The 20,811-nt window shown below is 72.0% G+C and carries 23 protein-coding genes; 10 read left to right on the forward strand and 13 right to left on the reverse strand.

The annotated features are described in order from the left end of the window. Positions 1-59 precede the first annotated feature (59 nt). Both ACZ64A_RS20460 and ACZ64A_RS20465 read left to right on the forward strand, forming a co-directional pair. Positions 60-1,337 carry a thymidine phosphorylase gene (locus ACZ64A_RS20460; RefSeq protein ID WP_469811865.1) on the forward strand — a complete coding sequence of 426 codons (1,278 nt, stop codon included), beginning with the start codon at positions 60-62 and terminating at the stop codon, positions 1,335-1,337. Between the two features lie 96 nt (positions 1,338-1,433). After that, positions 1,434-2,027, forward strand: a complete 594-nt coding sequence (locus ACZ64A_RS20465) for a Uma2 family endonuclease (RefSeq protein ID WP_469811867.1) — start codon at positions 1,434-1,436, stop codon at positions 2,025-2,027. 3 nt (positions 2,028-2,030) lie between these two features. Here ACZ64A_RS20465 and ACZ64A_RS20470 read toward each other — a convergent pair whose 3' ends face one another. Next, positions 2,031-2,951, reverse strand: a complete 921-nt coding sequence (locus tag ACZ64A_RS20470) for an AEC family transporter (protein WP_469811868.1) — start codon at positions 2,949-2,951, stop codon at positions 2,031-2,033. A 135-nt stretch (positions 2,952-3,086) separates the two neighbouring features. On the opposite strand from ACZ64A_RS20470, the gene ACZ64A_RS20475 reads away from it, so the two are divergent. After that, positions 3,087-3,473 (forward strand): STAS domain-containing protein, encoded by a 387-nt coding sequence (locus ACZ64A_RS20475; RefSeq protein WP_469811869.1) that lies wholly within the window; start codon positions 3,087-3,089, stop codon positions 3,471-3,473. Here the strand turns inward: ACZ64A_RS20475 and ACZ64A_RS20480 are convergent. After that, positions 3,357-4,367 carry a sigma-70 family RNA polymerase sigma factor gene (locus ACZ64A_RS20480; protein ID WP_469811871.1) on the reverse strand — a complete coding sequence of 337 codons (1,011 nt, stop codon included), beginning with the start codon at positions 4,365-4,367 and terminating at the stop codon, positions 3,357-3,359. The two genes, ACZ64A_RS20475 and ACZ64A_RS20480, sit on opposite strands and share 117 nt — an antisense overlap. A gap of 129 nt (positions 4,368-4,496) precedes the next feature. Further along, complete coding sequence (locus tag ACZ64A_RS20485; protein WP_469811872.1) at positions 4,497-5,798, reverse strand: MFS transporter; 1,302 nt, start codon at positions 5,796-5,798, stop codon at positions 4,497-4,499. 63 nt (positions 5,799-5,861) lie between these two features. Here ACZ64A_RS20485 and ACZ64A_RS20490 point away from each other — a divergent pair, with 63 nt between their 5' ends. After that, positions 5,862-6,812 carry a LysR family transcriptional regulator gene (locus ACZ64A_RS20490; protein ID WP_469811873.1) on the forward strand — a complete coding sequence of 317 codons (951 nt, stop codon included), beginning with the start codon at positions 5,862-5,864 and terminating at the stop codon, positions 6,810-6,812. A gap of 202 nt (positions 6,813-7,014) precedes the next feature. Here the strand turns inward: ACZ64A_RS20490 and ACZ64A_RS20495 are convergent, their stop codons facing one another. Beyond that, a complete protein-coding gene (locus ACZ64A_RS20495) occupies positions 7,015-7,776 on the reverse strand; it encodes a dienelactone hydrolase family protein (RefSeq protein ID WP_469811874.1) in 762 nt (253 codons plus the stop codon). Positions 7,777-7,889: 113 nt separating this feature from the next. Between ACZ64A_RS20495 and ACZ64A_RS20500 the strand changes: the two genes are divergently transcribed. Both ACZ64A_RS20500 and ACZ64A_RS20505 read left to right on the forward strand, forming a co-directional pair. Continuing rightward, positions 7,890-9,014: an adenosine deaminase gene (locus ACZ64A_RS20500; RefSeq protein WP_469811876.1), complete on the forward strand. Its 1,125-nt coding sequence runs from the start codon at positions 7,890-7,892 to the stop codon at positions 9,012-9,014. A 174-nt stretch (positions 9,015-9,188) separates the two neighbouring features. Beyond that, complete coding sequence (locus tag ACZ64A_RS20505; RefSeq protein WP_469811877.1) at positions 9,189-9,536, forward strand: ATP-binding protein; 348 nt, start codon at positions 9,189-9,191, stop codon at positions 9,534-9,536. Positions 9,537-9,597: 61 nt separating this feature from the next. On the opposite strand, the gene ACZ64A_RS20510 is transcribed toward ACZ64A_RS20505, so the two are convergent. From ACZ64A_RS20510 to afsQ1, 5 genes are all read right to left on the reverse strand, one after another. After that, positions 9,598-9,798 carry a PspC domain-containing protein gene (locus tag ACZ64A_RS20510; protein ID WP_469811878.1) on the reverse strand — a complete coding sequence of 67 codons (201 nt, stop codon included), beginning with the start codon at positions 9,796-9,798 and terminating at the stop codon, positions 9,598-9,600. A 65-nt stretch (positions 9,799-9,863) separates the two neighbouring features. Continuing rightward, a complete protein-coding gene (locus ACZ64A_RS20515) occupies positions 9,864-10,436 on the reverse strand; it encodes a VanZ family protein (RefSeq protein ID WP_469811879.1) in 573 nt (190 codons plus the stop codon). A gap of 105 nt (positions 10,437-10,541) precedes the next feature. Then, positions 10,542-11,147 carry a hypothetical protein gene (locus tag ACZ64A_RS20520; protein ID WP_469811881.1) on the reverse strand — a complete coding sequence of 202 codons (606 nt, stop codon included), beginning with the start codon at positions 11,145-11,147 and terminating at the stop codon, positions 10,542-10,544. Beyond that, complete coding sequence (locus ACZ64A_RS20525; RefSeq protein ID WP_469811882.1) at positions 11,147-12,739, reverse strand: ATP-binding protein; 1,593 nt, start codon at positions 12,737-12,739, stop codon at positions 11,147-11,149. The genes ACZ64A_RS20520 and ACZ64A_RS20525 overlap by 1 nt, the downstream gene beginning before the upstream one ends. Continuing rightward, positions 12,736-13,413 (reverse strand): two-component system response regulator AfsQ1, encoded by a 678-nt coding sequence (afsQ1, locus tag ACZ64A_RS20530; RefSeq protein ID WP_469811883.1) that lies wholly within the window; start codon positions 13,411-13,413, stop codon positions 12,736-12,738. The genes ACZ64A_RS20525 and afsQ1 overlap by 4 nt, the downstream gene beginning before the upstream one ends. Positions 13,414-13,652: 239 nt before the next feature. Between afsQ1 and ACZ64A_RS20535 the strand changes: the two genes are divergently transcribed. Continuing rightward, entirely contained in the window at positions 13,653-14,390 is a 738-nt protein-coding gene (locus ACZ64A_RS20535) for a SigE family RNA polymerase sigma factor (protein ID WP_361638369.1), read from the forward strand. 246 nt (positions 14,391-14,636) lie between these two features. Here the strand turns inward: ACZ64A_RS20535 and ACZ64A_RS20540 are convergent, their stop codons facing one another. After that, positions 14,637-15,290, reverse strand: coding sequence for a uridine kinase family protein (locus ACZ64A_RS20540; RefSeq protein WP_469811885.1), 654 nt, complete (start codon positions 15,288-15,290; stop codon positions 14,637-14,639). Positions 15,291-15,472: 182 nt separating this feature from the next. On the opposite strand from ACZ64A_RS20540, the gene ACZ64A_RS20545 reads away from it, so the two are divergent. Continuing rightward, entirely contained in the window at positions 15,473-15,919 is a 447-nt protein-coding gene (locus tag ACZ64A_RS20545) for a hypothetical protein (protein WP_469811886.1), read from the forward strand. A 78-nt stretch (positions 15,920-15,997) separates the two neighbouring features. Here the strand turns inward: ACZ64A_RS20545 and ACZ64A_RS20550 are convergent, their stop codons facing one another. Genes ACZ64A_RS20550 through deoC form a run of 3 tightly spaced genes read right to left on the reverse strand, consistent with a single transcriptional unit; the run spans position 15,998 to position 19,282 of the window. Beyond that, positions 15,998-16,888: an aldehyde dehydrogenase family protein gene (locus ACZ64A_RS20550; protein ID WP_469811887.1), complete on the reverse strand. Its 891-nt coding sequence runs from the start codon at positions 16,886-16,888 to the stop codon at positions 15,998-16,000. Next, entirely contained in the window at positions 16,881-18,317 is a 1,437-nt protein-coding gene (locus ACZ64A_RS20555) for an aldehyde dehydrogenase family protein (protein WP_469811888.1), read from the reverse strand. Before ACZ64A_RS20555 ends, ACZ64A_RS20550 begins: the two co-directional genes overlap by 8 nt. A 5-nt stretch (positions 18,318-18,322) precedes the next feature. Further along, on the reverse strand, positions 18,323-19,282 hold the full coding sequence (deoC, locus tag ACZ64A_RS20560; protein WP_469811920.1) for a deoxyribose-phosphate aldolase: 960 nt from the start codon (positions 19,280-19,282) through the stop codon (positions 18,323-18,325). 148 nt (positions 19,283-19,430) lie between these two features. Between deoC and ACZ64A_RS20565 the strand changes: the two genes are divergently transcribed. Both ACZ64A_RS20565 and ACZ64A_RS20570 read left to right on the forward strand, forming a co-directional pair. Further along, the gene (locus ACZ64A_RS20565; RefSeq protein ID WP_469811890.1) at positions 19,431-20,087 is read left to right on the forward strand and encodes a PH domain-containing protein; all 657 of its coding nucleotides are present in this window, start codon (positions 19,431-19,433) and stop codon (positions 20,085-20,087) included. A 100-nt stretch (positions 20,088-20,187) separates the two neighbouring features. After that, positions 20,188-20,691 carry a hypothetical protein gene (locus tag ACZ64A_RS20570; protein ID WP_469811921.1) on the forward strand — a complete coding sequence of 168 codons (504 nt, stop codon included), beginning with the start codon at positions 20,188-20,190 and terminating at the stop codon, positions 20,689-20,691. The last annotated feature ends 120 nt before the right edge of the window (positions 20,692-20,811 follow it).

Here is a 20,811-nt window from a genome sequence, read left to right on the forward strand (position 1 = left end):
CCGAGTCGGATCGGAGGGGCCGCGCATTTCTTGAACGTCTCGGAAGGAACGCCATGGCCATGGACGCCATCTCCGTCATCCGTACCAAGCGCGACCGCGGTGGACTCAGCGACGAACAGATCGACTGGGTCATCGACGCGTACACGCGCGGCGAGGTCGCCGACGAGCAGATGTCCGCGCTCGCGATGGCCATCCTGCTCAACGGCATGGACCGCCGGGAGATCGCCCGCTGGACGGCGGCGATGATCGCCTCCGGCGAGCGCATGGACTTCTCCTCGCTCACCCGCCCGACCGCCGACAAGCACTCCACGGGCGGCGTCGGCGACAAGATCACGCTGCCCCTCGCTCCGCTGGTCGCCGCGTGCGGCGCCGCCGTCCCGCAGCTCTCCGGCCGCGGCCTCGGCCACACCGGCGGCACCCTGGACAAGCTGGAGTCGATCCCCGGCTGGCGGGCCCTGCTGTCCAACGAGGAGATGCTGCGCGTCCTCGACGAGGTCGGCGCGGTGATCTGCGCGGCCGGCGACGGCCTGGCCCCGGCCGACAAGAAGCTCTACGCCCTGCGCGACGTCACCGGCACGGTCGAGGCGATCCCGCTGATCGCGTCCTCGATCATGTCGAAGAAGATCGCCGAGGGCACGGGCAGCCTGGTCCTGGACGTGAAGGTCGGCTCGGGCGCGTTCATGAAGACGATCGAGGACGCCCGTGAGCTGGCCACCACCATGGTGGGCCTGGGCACCGACCACGGGGTGAAGACGGTCGCCCTGCTCACCGACATGTCCACCCCGCTCGGCCTGACCGCGGGCAACGCCCTCGAGGTGCGCGAGTCCGTGGAGGTCCTGGCGGGCGGCGGCCCCGCGGACGTCGTGGAGCTGACGATCGCCCTGGCCCGCGAGATGCTCGACGCGGCCGGAGTGAAGGACGCCGACCCGGCGAAGGCCCTCGCCGACGGCTCCGCGATGGACGTCTGGCGCCGCATGATCGCGGCCCAGGGCGGCGACCCGGACGCGCAGCTGCCGGTGGCCCGTGAGCAGCACGTGATCAAGGCGCCGTCCTCGGGTGTCCTGACCCGCCTCGACGCCTACGACATCGGTGTCGCCGCCTGGCGCCTCGGCGCGGGCCGCGCCCGCAAGGAGGACCCGGTGCAGGCGGGCGCCGGCGTGGAGATGCACGCCAAGCCCGGCGACACGGTGACCGAGGGCCAGCCCCTCCTCACCCTCCACACCGACACCCCGGAGCGCTTCGACTACGCCCTCCAGGCGGTCGAGGGTTCCTACGACATCGCCGCCCCGGGCACGGCCTTCACGGCGTCGCCGGTGGTGCGGGAACGTATCGCCTGACCTGCGGTTTCCCCTTTCGGGTGAACGGGACCGGTGGACCTGCACCGGTCCCGTTCGGCATGCTGGGATCGGTGCCGCACCGATTGGAGAACCGCCATGAGCGCACTCACCGTCGACCACTCGACGGCCGGCGGCAGCGAGTGGGACGGCCTCGTCCGTATCTGGGAGGAGACGGACGCACCGGAGGGCTGCAAGGTGGAGATCATCGAGGGGATCGTCACCGTGGCACCACCGCCGTCCAACGACCACAACGACATCGCTGATCTCGTTCAGCGCAGCCTGTATGAAGTGATCCCCAAGAGTTGGGGCATCTACCAGACACTGGGCACGGCAGTCCCTTCCCGTGACGGGCTGTACATCCCGGACATCGCCGTCGCGCCGAGGGAAGTGCTGCGCGCGCAGAAGAGCCACTACATCGCGGCAGCTGCGGCCGAGCTCGTTGTGGAGATCACGTCCAAGTCGAACGCGAGCAATGACCGGATCAAGAAGGCTGCGGGTTATGCGCAGGCCGGTGTTCCCCTCTACCTCCTCATCGACCACTGGGCGCCCGGAGGACCCACGATCACGCTGTACGGCGAACCGCATGGTGACGTGTACCGCGTTTTGCGCGCCGGCAAGTTCGGCGTCACGATCTCCCTGCCGAAGCCCTTCGACCTCGACCTCGACACCAGCGAGTTTCCGGTCGACTGACCCTCACCCCAGCACCGCCGCCACCGCCACCAGTACCGGTACCGACGTCACCGTCGACAGCAGGATCGATTCGCGGGCCAGGGATTCCGCGACGCGGTAGCGGCTGGCGTAGGTGAACAGGTTCTGTGCGGCCGGCAGGGCCGACGTCACCACCACGTCCAGCAGGGCCGCGCCGTGCAGGCCGAAGACGGTCCGCGCCAGGCACCAGGCGATCAGCGGCTGGCCCACCGACTTCAGCGCCACCGACAGCAGCACCGGCACCCGGTCCCGCCCCCGGCCCGGCGCCGCGCTGCCGTACAGGGAGATGCCGAAGGCGAGCAGCGACGCCGGGACCGACATGTTGCCGATCAGCTTGATCGGGTCCATGACCGGCCCGGGGACGTGCACACCGGCCGCCGACACCAGGACACCGGCGAGCGAGCCCACCGCGACCGGGTTGCGCAGCGGCGTCAGCAGCCGCTGCCACAGCGGCCCCTTCTCGCCCCGCCCCGAGAGGTCCAGCACCGCCAGGGCGAGCGGGGTGACCAGGATCAGCTGGAAGAGCATCACGGGCGCGACGAGTGAGGCGTCGCCGAGGACGTACACGGCGATCGGGATCCCGAGGTTGCCGGAGTTGACGTAACCGGCGCACAGGGCACCGATCGTGGTGCGGCCCACGCCCCAGCGGCGCAGCACCCCCACCGCCACGAAGATCCCCACGACGGCCGCCGTGCTCAGCGCCGTCACCAGCAGCCGGCTGGAGAAGATCACCGACAGGTCGGCCCGCGCCAGGGTCGTGAACAGCAGCGCGGGCGTCGCCACCTGGAAGGCGAGCGCCGTCAGGACGTCACGGCCCTGCTGCCCGAGCGAGCCGAGCCGCCCCAGCACGTACCCCACACCGATGACGACCGCGATGACCGCGAAGCCGCTCAGCACCCCCTGCACAGGACCTCCCCGGCGAGCGGGTGAACGTCGGGTACCGGGTCCGGAGCTGGTTCACAGGGCATGGCGATCACCCTGGTCGGCGCGGCCGAGCCGGGTCAATGTGATTCTCGTCGGCGGCCCCCGGCGCCCGCCGCGATGAGTTCCGCCCGGCCGCGCGGTCTACCGCACGTGGACGCCATGACACCGCCCGTACTCGCGCTGGCCGGCCCCGTCACCCGGGATGAGGTGACGGGGCTGTGCGACGACGTGCGGGCGCTGCTGGAGGCCGGCGGGACCGGCGTCGTGGTCTGCGACGTCGGCGGGCTGGGACCACCCGGACTCACCGCCGTCGACCTGCTGGCGCGGCTCCAGCTGACCGCACGCCGGGCCGGCGCGCGGATACGCCTGCGCGACCCGGCCCCCGCGCTAACCGCCCTGCTGGACCTCGTCGGCCTCCGCTTCGAGCTGGAGGGGCAGGCCGAACAGCGGGAACCAGCGCTGCACGTCCAGGAAGCAGTGGAACCCGGTGATCCGGCCGTCTGAGATCTCCAGCGCCTGCACCGCCCACGCCGAGAAGCCGCCCGTCTCCTCCGGCTTGTAGTGCGCGAACCCGGGCAGGCCGTTGACCTGCACCGGCACCAGCCGGGAGTGCGCGCAGGACGCGCCCAGCGTGGTCATGAAGCCGGTGATGTCCGCCGGGCCGGTCAGCCACAGGTCGAACGGCGGCATGGTCATGATGGCGTCCTCGTGCAGCAACGCCGTCAGCGCGGCCATGTCGTAGCCCTCGAAGGCCTGCACATAGCGCTCCAGGAGCTTGCGCTGCTCCTCGTCCAGCGGGTCCGACACCGCGGCCTCGGCGCCCGGCTCCGGTTGCTCCGCGAGCGTCGCGCGGGCCCGCTGCAGGGCGCTGTTGACCGACGCCACCGATGTCTCGAGCAGCTCGGCGACCTCGCTCGCCCGCCAGGCCAGCACCTCCCGCAGGATCAGCACCGCGCGCTGCTTGGGCGGCAGCTTCTGCAGGGCCGCCATGAACGCCAGCCGCACCGACTCCTTGGCCACCGCCGCCTCCGCCGGGTCCTCGACCGCCGGCAGCACCCGCGCGTCCGGCATCGGCTCCAGCCAGGTGTTCTCGGGCCGCGGGGACAGCGCCGCCTGCGCCAGCGGCGTCGACTCCGTCAGATCCATCGGCCGCGCCCGCCTGTTGCCCGCGGTCAGCATGTCCAGGCAGACGTTCGTCGCGATCCGGTACAGCCACGAGCGCAGGGAGGAGCGGCCCTCGAACTTGTCGTAGCTGCGCCAGGCGCGGACCATCGTGTCCTGCACCGCGTCCTCGGCCTCGAAGGACGAGCCGAGCATCCGGTAGCAGTACCCCGTCAGCTCGACCCGGTGCTTCTCCAGCCTGACGTCCAGATCGGCCGTCGCCGTGCCGTCACCCATCGTCCACCCACCCCTGTGGCCGTGTCCCTGTCCGCCGCATCGTCGCTACCGGACACTTCGGAAGCTACCGCAGCCCACTGACAATGGCCTCCGGAGTGGACAAAGAGGCAGGTCAGGGGCGGGGAGTGGTCAGTGCGCCGGCACCGGCTCGCGACGGGCCGCCACCCGCGCCGCCCGGGTCCCCAGCAGCGTGATCGACACGACGCCCAGCACCGCCAGCAGGCCCACGCCCACCGTCCCGGCCCAGCCGCCCGAGTGGAACGCCATGGCGCCGACCGTGCTGCCGACGCTGGAGCCGATGTAGTACGCCGACTGGTACAGCGCCGACGCCTGCGCCCGTCCCCGGGTCGCCGTCTTGCTGACCGCCGAGGACGCCACCGCGTGTCCCGCGAAGAAGCCCGCCGTGATCAGCACCAGGCCGAGCAGCACCAGCGGCAGGGAGGCGGCCAGGGACAGCAGCAGACCCGCCGCCGTCGTGCCGCCCGCCAGGTAGAGCGCACCCCGTCGGCCCAGCCGCCCGACCAGCCGGCCCGCCGTCGACGCCGACACCGTGCCGACCAGGTACACCAGGAAGATCGAGCCGACGATGCCCTGCGGCAGCGAGAACGGCGCCCCGGTCAGCCGGTAGCCGATCACCGTGTACACCCCGCCGAAGACGGTCATGAACAGCGCGCCGATGGCGTACAGCCGCCGCAGCAGCGGGTTCGCCAGGTGGTCGCGGACCGTGGCGGCCAGCACCCGGGGCCTGAGCGACCCCGGCGTGAAGTGCCGCGGCGCGGGCAGCAGCAGCCGGAACGCCACCGCGCAGCCCACCGCGATCACCCCGATCACGCCGACCGCGGTCCGCCAGCCCCACTCCTGCGCGACCCAGCCGGTGATCACCCGGCCGCTCATCCCGCCGACGCTGTTGCCCGCCACGAACAGGCCGATCGCGGTCACCAGCGCCCGCGGCGCGACCTCCTCCGCGAGATACGCCTGCGCCGACGCCGGCAGCCCGGCCAGCGCCGCGCCCTGCAGCGCCCGCAGCACCACCAGCGCCCCGATCGACGGCGCGAAGGGCACCAGCAGCCCGAGGGTCACCGCCACCGCCAGCGAGGCCGTCATCACCGTACGGCGGCCGTAGCGCTCCGACAGGGCGCTCATCGGCAGCACGAACAGCGCCAGACCGCCCGTCGCGGCCGCCACCGTCCAGCTCGCCTCGCCCGCCGCGACCCCGAAGTCTCCTGAGATCAGCGGCAGCAGCGCCTGCGTGGAGTACAGCAGGGCGAACGTCGCCACGCCCGCGAGGAAGAGGGCGAGGCTCATCCGGCGGTAGCCGGGGCCGCCCGGCGTCATCCGGGCGTCGCAGGCCAGATCGGAAGCCAGGGAGGGAGCAGGGACACGAGCAGCGGCGCCCACGGTGGTGGACGCCCCGGTACTGGCGGGAGTCATGCCACGACCGTAGGGACGGCCCCACTCATCCGTCCAATGCATGGAAACGTCATAATCGTTCCCATGGTGCATCAGCAGAGGTCACAGGCGCGCCTGTCACCATCCAGTGACACAGAAGACATGGCGCTGTTGCTCGCACCCCGCCTGGCGTACTTCACCGCGGTCGCCCGCACCGAGCACGTCACCCGCGCTGCCCAGGAACTCAACGTCCCCCAGTCGACCCTCTCGCGCGCGATGGCCCGGCTGGAGGCGGACCTCGGCGTCGACCTGTTCGCCCGCCACGGCCGCACCGTCTCCCTCACACCCGCCGGCCGCACCTTCCTCGCATCCGCCGAGCGCGCCCTCGGCGAGATCCGCCGTGCCGCCGACGAGGTCCGCGCCGACGCCGACCCGGCCACCGGCAAGGTTGCCTTCGGCTTTCTGCACACCATGGGCGCCGAGACCGTGCCCGGCCTCATCCACGCCTTCCGCGCCGATCACCCCGGCGTCCGCTTCAGCCTGGTCCAGAACTACGGCGAGGCCATGCTGGAGGGGCTGCGCGCCGGCGACCTCGACCTCTGCCTGACCTCACCGGTCCCGGACGCCCCCGACCTGGTCGCCCGCCGCCTCGACGAACAGAAGCTGCGCCTCGTCGTCCCCCTCGACCACCGCCTGGCCTCGCGCCGCCGCATCCGCCTCGCCGAGGCCGCCGACGAAGCGTTCGTCACGCTGGAACCGGGTTACGGGCTGCGCCGCATCACCGACGACCTGTGCCGCGAGGCCGGCTTCAAGCCGAGGATCGCCTTCGAGGGCGAGGAGGCCGAAACCCTGCGCGGACTGGTGGCGGCGGGCCTCGGAGTGGCCCTGCTGCCCCCACCGGCGTTCCCCCGCCCCGGAGTCGCGGAACTGACGGTCACCGCCCCGAGAGCGGTCCGCGAGATCGGCGTCGCCTGGCTGAACGGCCACCCCGACACCCCACCCGTGGCGGCCTTCAAAAAGTTCCTGCTGTCCAGAAGGGGCAGCCTGCTGCCCTGACGGGCGGCGCTCTAGGGGGTGTCTCGCCGATCACGCCGGGCTCGCGGCGTCTGGCACCGCACCTCGCCGCGTTGTCGTCACTCTCCCCCAAGCTCTACGAGCAGGGGGGACCCCCAATGCTCCGCATCGACTCCCTCCTCCGCCTTGCGATGCACGGCACCAGACGCCGCTCCCTGATCCGGCCTGATCGACAAGACACCCCCTACCGCCGTAACGTCGCCCCGAACCCGGAGGCCAGCGGCATCCGCAGGCCCAGCGGCGGCGGGGCCTCCAGCGCGTCGCGCACCGGGCGCGCGAACGCCCAGCCGAACACGGCCCCCATCACGAAGTCGGCGGCCAGCGCCAGCACCTCGTCCCGGTAGGCGCGCAGCCCGTGCCCGTCCCCGTGCACCTCGAACCGGCACACCTCCCGGTTGGACTTCTTCGCGCGCGCCGCGAGCCGGAACGACAGCTCCGGGTCCGTACGCCGGTCGTTGGTGCCGTGCGCGATCAGCACCCGGCGCCCCGCGAGCTGCTTGACCGGTTCGGCGGGCGCCGCCAGGTCGTCCTCCGGCAGCCAAGGAGCGAGCGCGAGCACGGAGTTGACGGCCTCGTGGCCGCCCGCCCGCAACGCGGCCCGGCCGCCCATCCCGACGCCGGTGAGGCACACGGGGACGTCACCGTAGAGCCGTACCGCCTCGTCGGCGGCCCAGCCGGCGTCGGCCGCGAGACGGGCGTCGCTGCCGTTCCAGCCGCGGCAGCGGTAGTGCACGACGTGCACGGCCAGCCCCTCGGCGTGGCCCGTGCGGGCCAGGGCGCGGCCCAACGCCCGTACGGAGGCCGCCGCCCGCAGCGGTGAGGGTCTGCGGGTGGAGACCTCCTCACCGTCCGGGAGCAGCAGCACCACCCCGCTCACCGCCGTCGGTTGCGGACCGAGCGCCCGCCCCAGCCGGGCCGCAGGAGCCGGCGTCACATCGTGTGCCATGGCAGAACAGTGTCAGAAGCAACGGTGTACGCCACCCTTCCTCGCGGTCACCGTTACATATCGGCGGCGATGTACATCGCGCCCTCTACGCGCGTAGGCGTTACAGTGCGGAAATGACGAGCCAGACCATCCAGAAGGGCAGAATTCCGACGCCGGACCAGATCCGCCGGGCGCCCAAGGTTCTGCTGCACGACCATCTCGACGGCGGTCTGCGCCCCGCCACCGTCGTCGAACTCGCCCGTGAGACGGGCTATTCCGAGCTGCCGGAGACGGACCCGGGCAAGCTCGGCCTGTGGTTCCGGGAGGCCGCCGACTCCGGATCACTGGAGCGGTACCTGGAGACCTTCTCGCACACCGTCGGCGTGATGCAGACCCGCGAGGCCCTGGTACGGGTCGCGCGTGAGTGCGCCGAGGACCTCGCCGAGGACGGCGTCGTCTACGCCGAGGTGCGCTACGCCCCCGAGCAGCACCTGGAGGGCGGGCTGACGCTGGAGGAGGTCGTCGAGGCCGTCAACGAGGGCTTCAGGGAAGGCGAACGGCTCGCCCGGGACAACGGCCGGCGCATCCGCGTCGGCGCCCTGCTCACCGCCATGCGGCACGCCGCCCGCGCCCTGGAGATCGCCGAACTCGCCAACCGCTACCGGGACCTGGGGGTCGTCGGCTTCGACATCGCGGGCGCGGAGGCCGGTTACCCGCCCACCCGGCACCTGGACGCCTTCGAGTATCTGAAGCGGGAGAACAACCACTTCACGATCCATGCCGGTGAGGCGTTCGGACTGCCGTCCATCTGGCAGGCGTTGCAGTGGTGCGGCGCCGACCGGCTCGGGCACGGGGTGCGGATCATCGACGACATCGAGGTCGGGGACGACGGCACGGTCACCCTCGGACGGCTCGCCTCCTACGTCCGCGACAAGCGCATCCCGCTGGAGCTGTGCCCCAGCTCCAACCTGCAGACCGGCGCGGCGACGTCGTACGCCGAGCACCCCATCGGGCTGCTGCGGCGGCTGCACTTCCGGGCGACCGTCAACACGGACAACCGGCTGATGTCGCACACCAGCATGAGCCGGGAGTTCGAGCACCTGGTCGAGGCGTTCGGTTACACGCTCGACGACCTGCAGTGGTTCTCCGTCAATGCGATGAAATCAGCGTTCATTCCTTTCGATGAACGACTCGCGATGATCAATGACGTCATCAAGCCCGGATATGCAGAGCTGAAATCCGAATGGCTGTTTCAGTAGACCGCTTCCACCAGCGGTTCTGTGGACCCGGAGGGCTGAGCCATGGCATGACCGGCAGTGAAATGCGGACGGGCGTTCACCATCCGTCCGCATTTCGATGTTTGCGGCCGGAGGCGTCGCGTGTTTACGGTCGTGGACCGCTCAATCCCCGTCTCCATTCGAGGACGCATTTTCATGAAGCAGTCTGCTGCCAAGACCCTCGGTGTCGCCGCCCTCGGTGCCGCCTTCGCCGCTGCGGGCGCCGGCGCCGCGAACGCCGCCCCCGCCCTCCCCGACGCCTCCTCGGCGCTGGGCGGTCTGACCCAGACGCTGCCGGCGGAGAACGTCGCCCAGGCGGTGCCGGGCGCCGGTGCGGCGCTGTCCCACGGCCCGACCGCCCTCAACTCGGGCCTCGCGGCCGCCCAGCCGGCCGTCGGCAAGGTGCTCGCCGACGGGCCCGCGAAGCCCCTCACCGGGCTGCTCGGCGGCCTGCCGGTGCAGGGCCTGGGCTCGAGCGGCCTGAACGGCATCCCGCTGGGCTGACCCCCGCGAACGCCGACGGGGCGCACCCCTGCTTCCAGGAGTGCGCCCCGTCGGCGTGCGGTCACCAGGCCGTGCGGGCCCTGTCCTCGGACGGCAGCAGGATCCACAGCGCGATGTAGAGCAGGAACTGCGGGCCCGGCAGCAGACACGACAGCAGGAAGATCACCCGCATCGTGGTCGCCGAGGTGCCGAAGCGCCGCGCCAGGCCGGCGCACACGCCGGCGATCACACGGCCGTGGGTGGGGCGGGTCAGGGCGGTCATGTCGGCTCCTTCGCGAGCTGTCGGCGCTGAGGCCGCCGGGCCGGCTGCCTCCAACGACTTCAACGCTACGGCGACGACGGCGGCGCGACGTCGCTCCACGGGGCGATCCCGACCCTGGGAATCGTCGGGGTACGACCCTGAGCCGGCTCCTCCAGGGGCAGCGGCGAGCGCCGGGCGCCGCGGCGCAGGAAGGCCCGGCCGACGGGCACGACGAGCAGATGCGCGACGGCCACGCCCGCCGTGTTCAGCAGCAGCGCGTCCACGTCCGCCACCTGCCCGGGAACCCCGGTCTGCAGCAGTTCGATGCCCAGCGACAGCAGGGCCCCCGCGACGGTCGTGCGCAGCAGGGAACCGAACGGGGAGGCGTCCAGCCGGCCGTGCACCAGCGGCAGCAGCACGCCGAGCGGCGCCAGCAGCGCCAGTCCCGTGCCGAGCCGGCGCACCGCGAACGCCCCGCCCTGGGCGAGGTCGTAGCGGATCCCGGCGAAGGGATGCAGATTGGCCGGCATCACCCAGGGAACGTCCAGCGGCCGCAGCGTGAACCAGGCGACGAACGCGAGGTGGGCGACGAGGAGGACACCTCCTGCCACACGGACGCGAGACGCGGCGCTGCCGCCGATGGAGCCATGACGCTGCACGCCCCCCTAGACGCACCCCCCGGCAGGATCGGTTCCGCACCCCGCGCACCCACGGCCATGAGGCGTCGGCCACACCCGGCCGGCGTCTCCCGCGCCCCGGGGCCGTCAGGTCTCCGTGACCTCCGTCGACGGTGGCTCCTTGGTGCCCGGGCGGGAGCGGACCGCGCCGGTGCAGGCGTAGCGGCGCAGCGGCTCGCCCCGGGGGCCGCCGAGGATGACCGAACCGTCGCCCTCGGCCGCAGCGGAGTCCGAGAAGGTGCACACGATCTGCGCCAGCGCGTACGACGTGAGCGCGGCCGGGGACGTGCTCAGCCGCAGCGCGTCCTCGGGGTCGTGCGGGCCGGGCCCGGAGACGGTCATGCCGCCGCGCACGTCCGTGGAGTACCCGGCCTCCCGCTCCGCCGCCGACGGCGTCTGCGCCAGCTGGTCCAGCAGCCCCTGCGCCACCAGCACCCGCCGCCTGGAGTCCGCCGCGCCGTCCGGCACGCGCACCACCCGGTCCACGGCCACCAGCGACGCACCGCACAGCAGGAACACCTGCACCGGCAGCCCGCGCGAGGTCTGCGTGGACAGCTCCGGCTCGGACAGCGAGCAGCGCACCCGGGACGGCGCCGCCCCGAAGTCCGTCGGCACCTGGGTCGCCCGGATGCCGCACCCGGCCGCCAGCACGGCGAGCAGCGGCACGGCCAGCAGACGTCGAGCCCTCCTCATCAGACGTCCCCCTCCTGCTCGCGGCCCTTCTTCTCCCGGCCGGCCTGCTCCCGGCTCTGCTCCTCCTGGCGGGCCAGCTCCGACGCGTCCCGCGGCAGCCGCAGCGTGAACACCGCGCCGCCCTCCGGCGAGTTGGCCGCGGTGATCTCGCCGCCGTGGATGTGGGCGTTCTCCTGAGCGATGGACAGACCGAGCCCGCTGCCCTCCGACCGCGGCCGCGAGGCGCTCGCCTTGTAGAAGCGGTCGAAGACGTGCGGCAGGACCTCCTCGGGGATACCGGGCCCGTGGTCGCGCACCTGGATGACGACCTCGCTGTCCGTCTCCCGCACCGACACCCTCACCGGCGACCCGCCGTGCTTGAGCGCGTTGCCGATCAGGTTCGCCAGGATCACGTCGAGGCGGCGCGGATCGAGGCGGGCGTGGATGCCGCGCTCGGCGTCCAGGTCGACGGCGTCCAGCCAGGCCCGCGCGTCGATGCACGCGGTGATCTGGTCGGCGACGTCGACGTCGTCCAGCACCAGCCGGGCCGTACCGGCGTCGAAGCGGGTGACCTCCATGAGGTTCTCCACCAGGTTGTTCAGCCGGCGCGTCTCGCTGACCACCAGCCGCACCGCCGGCTCGACCATCGGGTCGATACCGCCGGTCTCGGCCTCCAGCTCCTCCTCCAGCACCTCGGTGACGGCGGTGATCGCGGTCAGCGGTGTACGCAGCTCATGACTCATGTCCGCGACGAACCGCCGCGACGCCTCGTCCCGCGCCGCCATGTCCGCGACCCGCTTCTCCAACGCCTCGGCCGCCTTGTTGAACGTCCGTGACAGATCGGCGAGTTCGTCCGTGCCGGAGACCCGCAGCCGGGTGTCCAGCTTGCCCTCGCCCAGCCGCCGCGCGGCCACCCCGAGCCGCTGCACCGGCTTCAGCACGGTCGTCGCGGCGGCCTGCGCGAGCAGGGCCGCGCCGATCAGCGCTAGGCCGGTGGCGATCCCCAGCGACCAGGCCAGCGAGTTGAGGTCCTTCGCCTCCGGCTCCAGCGACTTCAGCATGAACCCGGTCGGGCCGCCGCCGATGACCCGCGTCCCGGCGACGAGATACGGCGTGCCGTTCTCGACGATCCGCTGCCAGTACAGGTGGTACGGGGACTTGTTGGCGCCCGTGAGCTTCTGCTGCCGGTCCACGGCCGTCCGCAGCGACGTCGGCACCTCCTCCAGGGAGAAGCCGTTCAGGCCGCCGGAGTTGCCGTACACCGTCTTGCCGCTCGCGTCCGTGGCCACCAGCAGCACGCTGAAGCGCTGGCTGCTGTTCGCCATCTGCCCGGCGGTGTGCTGCAACTCGTCCTGGCTGGGGTGCTCCGGCAGCGCCCCCGCCCGGTTCTGCATCTCCTGCTGGAAATCGCGCAGCACCGCGTCCTGGGCGCGGGTGAGCACCGCTTCCCGGTTCAGCCAGTACGCGATGCCCGACGCCGACACGGCAGCGGTCAGCGCGACCAGCGCGAACACCACGACCAGCCGCAGCCGCAGGCTGGTGAAGCGCAGCCGCGAGAAGACTCCCTTGCGATCCGCGGCCCCGCCGCGGTCCCCCTCGTGCTCGTTCGTCACTGAGGCGGATCCAGGCGGTAGCCGACACCACGTACGGTACGGATCAGCGTCGGGGACGAGGGCACGTCCTCCACCTTGGCGCGCAGCCGCTGGACGCACGCGTCCACCAGCCGGGAGTCACCCAGGTAGTCGTGCTCCCACACCAGCCGCAGCAACTGCTGCCGCGACAGCGCCTGACCGGGCCGCCGGCTCAGCTCCAGCAGCAGCCGCAGCTCGGTCGGCGTCAGCTGCAGATCCTCGCCGTTCTTCGTCACCGTCATCGCCGAGCGGTCGATGACGAGGCTGCCGAAGGTCGCCGAGTCCGTCGACTCCCGCTCGCCGCGGCGCAGCACGGCCCGGATCCGCGCGTCGAGGACACGCCCCTGCACCGGCTTGACGACATAGTCGTCCGCGCCGGACTCCAGGCCGACGACGACGTCGATGTCGTCGCTGCGCGCGGTCAGCAGGATGATCGGCAGCTGGTCGGTGCGCCGGATGCGCCGGCACACCTCGAAACCGTCGATGCCGGGCAGCATCACATCCAGCACGATCAGATCCGGCCGCTGCTCGCGCAGCAGCTTCAGACCGTCCTCACCGCTGGCAGCGGTCGCCACCCGGTGTCCCTGGCGCGTCAGTGAGAGCTCCAGGGCCGTGCGGATGGCGTCGTCGTCCTCGATCAGCAACAGGGAAGGCACGGGCTCATTCTGGCCCATGGAGGCGGCGTTGTTCACCTGTGGGTTGTGCAGAAGCGGCGGGGGCGGCACCGGGAGCTGTGCACGATCTTCGCCGGGAGGGGCCCGTGGCCCTGTGACACGTCTGTGACAGTCGGCGGACACGGCCATGAAAGTGCCGCGGCAAGCTTTTCGGCATCGGGCAGGCCACCACCGCCCGCACCAGGAACGAACACCGGAAAGTCCACGACGGGGGGCGCGAGATGAACACGCTGCACAGCACCAGCACCAGCGCAGTGGTCACGCGTCTGCACGACGTGCACCGGAGTCACGAGAAGTCCGGTGCCGTGAGCGGGCGGGGGTGCGCTCGCGGCACCGGGCGTCAGCACACCGCGATCATGACGGTGGTTGACGGTTTCACGGGGGAAACACACGGGGGAAGCGCGTACGGGGAGGACCCGGGGGAGCGGACGTCCCTGACCGAGGCGGAGTTCACCGCCTACGTCCAGGAGCGCCGCGCCTCCCTGTACGCCACCGCCTACCACCTCACCGGCGACCGATTCGAGGCCGAGGACCTGCTGCAGAGCGCGCTGTTCTCGACGTACCGGGCGTGGGACCGGATCAGTGACAAGGCCGCGGTCGGGGGCTACCTGCGCCGCACCATGACGAACCTGCACATCAGCGCGTGGCGCCGCCGCAAGCTGAACGAGTACCCGACCGAGGAGCTGCCGGAGACGCCCGGCGACACGGACGCGATGCGCGGCACCGAGCTGCGCGCCGTCCTGTGGCAGGCGCTCGCCCGGCTGCCGGAACTCCAGCGCACCATGCTGGTCCTGCGCTACTACGAGGGCCGCACGGACCCGGAGATCGCGGAGATCCTCGACATCAGTGTCGGCACGGTGAAGTCCAGCATCTGGCGCTCGCTGCGCCGGCTGCGCGAGGACGAGGTCCTCAGCTTCGGCCGTGACCAGGAGGACGCCTTCGGGGAGCTTGTCGCCTGAAGGACCACGGGGGAACCCACGGAGCAGCCACGGGGGTGGCACGGTCCGGGGGAACCGAGGGGGAACTCCACGGGGGACGTGGAGACACGGGAAACTCCACGGGGGACGTGGAGACACGGGGGAAACAGGGGATCACGGGGGATCCACGGGGAAACAGGAGCGGGACTGGGGGGCCGGGGGGTCCATCCAGTCCCGCTTCTTCCTGTGCCCCGGCCGCTACGGCGGCTTCCTTCCGTTTCCGCGCCGCTACGGCGACGACGGCTGGGCCGCCGCCGACCGCGCCCGTACCTGACGGCCCGCCGCGGCCGCCGCGAGCCGGCCGAGGGCCTCGTCCAGGTCGCAGCGGTGGGCGCCCAGCGCCGTCTGCCGGGCGATGATCGAGCGTTCGGCGCGCATCAGCCGCCAGCCGCGCCGCAGCAGGAACGGCACCGACTTGCGGCCCTCCTTCAGATCCCGCACGAACCGCCGCCGGAACGTGGTGACCGCGCCCCGGCTCAGGCACAGCGCGTCCGCCAGCAGGCCCAACTCCCGGCAGCGCTCCACGATCTCGGCGGCGAAGATGCCCTCCGCGATGAACAGCGGGGTACGGCCGATGCTCAGCGTCTCCGCGCCCGTGCGCGCGCTCAGCGCGATGTCGTACACCGGCACCCGGGTCGAACCGGTGGCGCACAGCTCGGCGATCGCGGCGACCGCGACCTCGGCGTCCCACGACCGCGGATGGTCCCAGTCGATGTCGGAGCTCCCCTCCACCAGCGGCAGCGTCGGGTCGTCGGCCTCCTTGTAGAAGTCGTCCAGGCGCAGGACCGGCAGCCCGGAACGGGCGGCGACGAGGGACTTGCCCGAGCCCGAGGGGCCGCACAGCAGCACGACACGGGCGGGGGAGGAGGGATGAAGGCTCACGGAACACCAGTTTGACGCATGGTGGCCGCGCTGCCGACCCCGCGGGTCGGCTTTGGAGTGCGCATCACACCTCAACTACGCTTCGCGTCGACGTGATTACGTCTTGTAGGCGTCCCGTGGCAGGCACGGGCGGCAACTCGCAGCAGTACGCAGCTTCGACGCAGCAGAAGGTGGCACCGGCGATGGCGCGACACGACTCCCCTCAGACCTCGACCGGCCGTCGTGCCCTGGTCGCCCTGGCGACCGTGGGTGCGGCGATGGCCGCCGGGACGGCGACCGCCTCCGCGGACGTCCTCACCCCGGCGACCGACCCGGGCGCCCCCCTCCTGGAGGTGCCGCACCGGGCCTCCTCCCTCGGCAACGTCGACCCGCGGGCCGGCCTGACGGCGCTGACCGGCTCGGTCGGCTACGTCACCGGTCCGGTCGCCGGCCTCAAGCCCAACCCGCTCGCCGGGACGGGCGTCGACCCGCTCGACAACGGCGCCGGCACCCAGGTCGCCGACTTCAAGCCGGTGGCCACGCAGGCGCTCACCGCTCCCGTCGCGCAGGCGCAGTCCATCGGCGCCCTGCCGGTCGTGGGCCAGGTGACGGGCCTGCTCGGCGGGGTGCAGGGCGGCCCGCTGGGCTGACCGCACCCCTGTCGACGTGCGAGAGCCGCGCCGCCCCCGGACGGAGGGGCGGCGCGGCTCTCGCGTGGGGGGTGGCGGTCAGTAGGACGAGCCGGAGGCGCCCAGCGAGCCCGTGGGGTGCCAGACGGTCTTCGTCTCCAGGAACGCCGTCATACGGTCGATGCCCGGCGCCGCGAAGTAATCCACAGGCTGTGGACGCAGCACGCGCTTGAGGTTGTCCGCCGCGGCGATCTCCAGCTCCTTGGCCAGCTCCTCGTCGGCGCCCGCGAGGTCGATCGCGTTGACGTCCTGGTGCGCGGCCAGCGGCTTCGCGATCTCTGCCGTACGGCCGGACAGGACGTTGACGACACCGCCGGGCACGTCGGAGGTCGCCAGCACCTCGGCGAGGGACAGGGCGGGCAGCGGGGCCTTCTCGGAGGCGATCACGACCGCGGTGTTGCCGGTCGCGATCACGGGCGCGAGCACCGAGACCAGGCCAAGGAACGACGACTCCTGCGGGGCCACCACGGCCACCACACCGGTCGGCTCCGGCGAGGACAGGTTGAAGAAGGGGCCCGCGACCGGGTTGCCGCCGCCGATCACCTGGGCGATCTTGTCGGTCCAGCCCGCGTACCAGACCCAGCGGTCGATCGTGGCGTCCACGACCGCGGCCGCCTTCGACTTCGACAGGCCCTCCGCGTCCGCGACCTCGCGCACGAACTGGTCCCGGCGGCCCTCCAGCATCTCCGCGACCCGGTACAGCACCTGGCCGCGGTTGTAGGCGGTCGCGCCGGACCAGCCGCCGAACGCCTTGCGCGCGGCCACGACCGCGTCCCGGGCGTCCTTGCGGGAGGACTGGGGAGCGTTGGCCAGCCACTTGCCCTTCGAGTCGGTCACCTCGTACACCCGGCCGCTCTCGGAACGCGGGAACTTCCCGCCCACGTACAGCTTGTAGGTCTTGAAGACGGACAGCCGCTGCTCATCAGACATCGAGGTAAGCCTCCAGGCCGTGGCGACCGCCCTCGCGGCCGAAGCCCGACTCCTTGTAGCCGCCGAAGGGCGAGGTCGGGTCGAACTTGTTGAACGTGTTGGACCAGACGACACCGGCGCGCAGCTTGTTCGCGACGGCGAGGATCCGCGACCCCTTCTCCGTCCAGATGCCCGCGGACAGGCCGTACGGCGTGTTGTTCGCCTTGGCGACCGCCTCGTCCGGGGTGCGGAAGGTGAGGACCGACAGCACCGGGCCGAAGATCTCGTCCCGGGCGACGGTGTGCGCCTGGGTGACGTTCGTGAAGAGCGTCGGGGCGAACCAGTAGCCGTTCTCGGGCAGTTCGCAGGCCGGGGACCAGCGCTCGGCGCCCTCGGCCTCGCCCCGCTCGACGAGCGTGGTGATCCGGGCGAGCTGCTCCTCGGAGTTGATCGCGCCGATGTCGGTGTTCTTGTCCAGCGGGTCGCCGAGGCGCAGCGTGGACAGCCGGCGCTTGAGGGAGTCCAGCAGCTCGTCCTGGATGGACTCCTGTACCAGCAGCCGGGAGCCCGCGCAGCAGACCTGGCCCTGGTTGAAGAAGATGCCGTTGACGATGCCCTCGACGGCTTGGTCGATGGGGGCGTCGTCGAAGACGATGTTGGCGCCCTTGCCGCCCAGTTCGAGCGTGAGCTTCTTGCGCGTGCCCGCGACGGACCGGGCGATCTCCTTGCCGACGGCCGTGGAGCCGGTGAAGGCGACCTTGTTCACGTCGGGGTGCGCGACGAGCGCGGCGCCCGCGTCGCCGTACCCGGGAAGGATGTTCACGACACCCTTGGGCAGGCCCGCCTGGCGGCAGATGTCCGCGAAGAACAGGGCGGACAGCGGGGTGGTCTCGGCCGGCTTCAGCACGACCGTGTTGCCGGTGGCGAGCGCCGGGGCGATCTTCCACGCCAGCATCAGCAGGGGGAAGTTCCACGGGATGACCTGGCCGGCGACACCCAGCGGACGCGGGTTCGCACGGAACCCGGCGTGCTCCAGCTTGTCGGCCCAGCCGGCGTAGTAGAAGAAGTGCGCGGCGACCAGGGGGAGGTCGGCGTCGCGGGTCTCCTTGATCGGCTTGCCGTTGTCCAGGGTCTCCAGGACGGCCAGCTCGCGGCTGCGCTCCTGGATGATCCGGGCGATGCGGAAGAGGTACTTGGCGCGCTCGGAGCCGGGCAGCGCCGACCACTTCTCGAACGCCTTGCGGGCGGCCTTCACCGCGCGGTCGACGTCCGCCTCGCCGGCCTGGGCGACCTCGGAGAGGACCTCCTCCGTCGACGGGCTGACCGTCTTGAAGACCTTGCCGTCGGCCGCGTCGGCGAACTCGCCGTCGATGAACAGGCCGTAGGAGGGGGCGATGTCGACGACCGAGCGGGACTCGGGCGCGGGAGCGTACTCGAACACGGATGCCATGGGGATCAGTCCACCGTCACGTAGTCGGGGCCGGAGTAGCGGCCGGTGGCCAGCTTCTGGCGCTGCATCAGCAGGTCGTTGAGCAGCGAGGAGGCGCCGAAGCGGAACCAGTGGTTGTCCAGCCAGTCCTCGCCCGCGGTCTCGTTGACCAGGACGAGGAACTTGATCGCGTCCTTGGACGTCCGGATACCGCCGGCCGGCTTCACGCCGACCTGGACGCCGGTCTGCGCCCGGAAGTCGCGCACGGCCTCCAGCATCAGGAGCGTGTTGGCGGGGGTGGCGTTGACGGCGACCTTGCCGGTGGAGGTCTTGATGAAGTCGGCGCCGGCGAGCATGCCCAGCCAGCTGGCGCGGCGGATGTTGTCGTACGTCGACAGCTCGCCGGTCTCGAAGATGACCTTCAGCCGGGCGCTCGTCCCGCAGGCCTCCTTCACGGCGACGATCTCGTCGTACACCTTGAGGTACTTGCCCGCGAGGAACGCGCCACGGTCGATGACCATGTCGATCTCGTCGGCGCCCGCGGCGACGGCGTCCTTCACGTCGGCGAGCTTCACCTCCAGGGCGGCGCGGCCGGCCGGGAAGGCGGTGGCGACGGAGGCGACCTTCACGCCGGAACCGGCGACGGCCTCCTTGGCGACGGCCACCATGTCGGGGTAGACGCAGACCGCGGCCGTGGTGGGGGCCGTGCGGTCGGTCGGGTCGGGCAGGACCGCCTTGGCGCCGAGCGCCCGGACCTTGCCCGGGGTGTCCGCGCCTTCCAGCGTCGTCAGGTCGACCATCGAGATGGCGAGGTCGATGGCGTATGCCTTCGCGGTGGTCTTGATGGAACGGGTGCCGAGAGACGCGGCGCGCGCCTCCAGGCCGACCGCGTCGACGCCGGGCAGCCCGTGGAGGAAGCGGCGCAGCGTGCTGTCGGACGCGGTGACGTCCGAGAGAGCGTGAGCTGTGGGTGCGGTAGTGGGCATGGTCACCAGACGAGCATATCTACGCGCGTAGCGGATGTATAGCCCCCGAGGTCGCAGGGGTGGATCGGGAGGGCCGGCGCACGGTGGACCGGGGCCCGCGGCGTACCGCCGGCGGGGTCCGGCCGGGGCGTCGGGCACAATCGGGGCCATGACCACCCCGGAGCACCCGTCACCAGCGCCGCAGGCACCCGAGGCCAAGGACCGCGTCCACCGGTCGTCCGCCGGCATCGCCTCCGGCGTGATGCTGCTGGCCCTCGCCGGCTGGCTCGGCATCGACGCGATCGTCGTCGGACACGGCCGCACGCCGTGGCTGGCGCTGGCCGGACTGCTGCTGGTGGTGCCGCTGGTGGTGGCGTTCACCATCCGCCCGGCGATCTTCGTGAACGACGACCGGCTGCGCGTGCGCAACCCGCTGCGGGTGATCGCCCTGCCGTGGGGCACGGTGGCGGCGCTGCGCTCCGGCTACTCCAACGAGGTCGTCACGGTCTCCGGCGCCAAGTACCAGCTGTGGGCCCTGCCGGTCTCGCTGCGGGCCCGCAAGCGCGCGGCACGGCAGCAGGCACGGGCGGCGGCCGCCGGCGGCCAGGAGGGCGGCCTCCTCGGTACGCCGGGCACGGGCGCCGGCCGCACGGAGCCGCCGCGCGCGCAGACCGACAAGGCGATGGACGACCTGAAGCAACTCCGCGACGACCGCTGCACCGCCGAGTCCGCCCAGGGCGACGTCGCGGTCCGCTGGGCGTACGAGGTGATCGCCCCGGCGGCCGCGGGGGCGGTACTGCTGGCGATCCTGGCGGCACTGGGCTGACGCCCTTCTCGGGCCCCCGAAACCGGCGTCTGGTCCGTTCCGGGCGGTTGCAGGGCGTGGGGTGCACGCCGGAGCCGTGAGCGCTGCAACGCTCGCCGTCATGAACATCGCCACCTTCTACGCCCTCTTCTCCACGACCTGCTTCACGCTGGTCGGCCTGTGGTGGAACGTCGTACAGAAGCACGACGACTGGATGTGCGATCCCGCCCAGCGCCGCGTCGTCGGCGGGGTCTACCTGTCCTTCCTGCTGCCGGCGGTGATGGGCCTGTTCGCCCAGGTCGGCGGGGACGCACAGCCGCAGATCTGGCGGGCGGCCTTCATCGTCCTGGCCGTGGTCGGCTGCGCCTGCACCCTGCGGCTGCTCTCCCGTACCCGCGGCGACGGCTTCGTCGCCCGGCACCAGGCCGGTGCCGGCCTGCTCTACGCCCTGATCGCGGTCGTCGGCGCGTTCCCCGGACTCGCCGGCCACGTCGGGCTGCGTCCCATCCAGGCCGAGGCCCTGATGCTGATCGCCCTGGTCGTCCTGGGCCACGCCCTCGTGTGGCGGTTCATGGTGGGCGAGGGCCGTTTCGTCGAGGAGGAACACGCCGCCTCGACCCGATGACCGGACCGCCGGCCGGGTGACCGAGCCGGCATCCGCCCATGTGCCCGGAACGCGCGACCGGGGCACCCGGACGAGGGTGCCCCGGCATCACGTCTCCCGGCTCGGCGCCGGACGTGGCGG

The sequence above is a fragment of the Streptomyces sp. NPDC104814 genome (assembly GCF_055583185.1).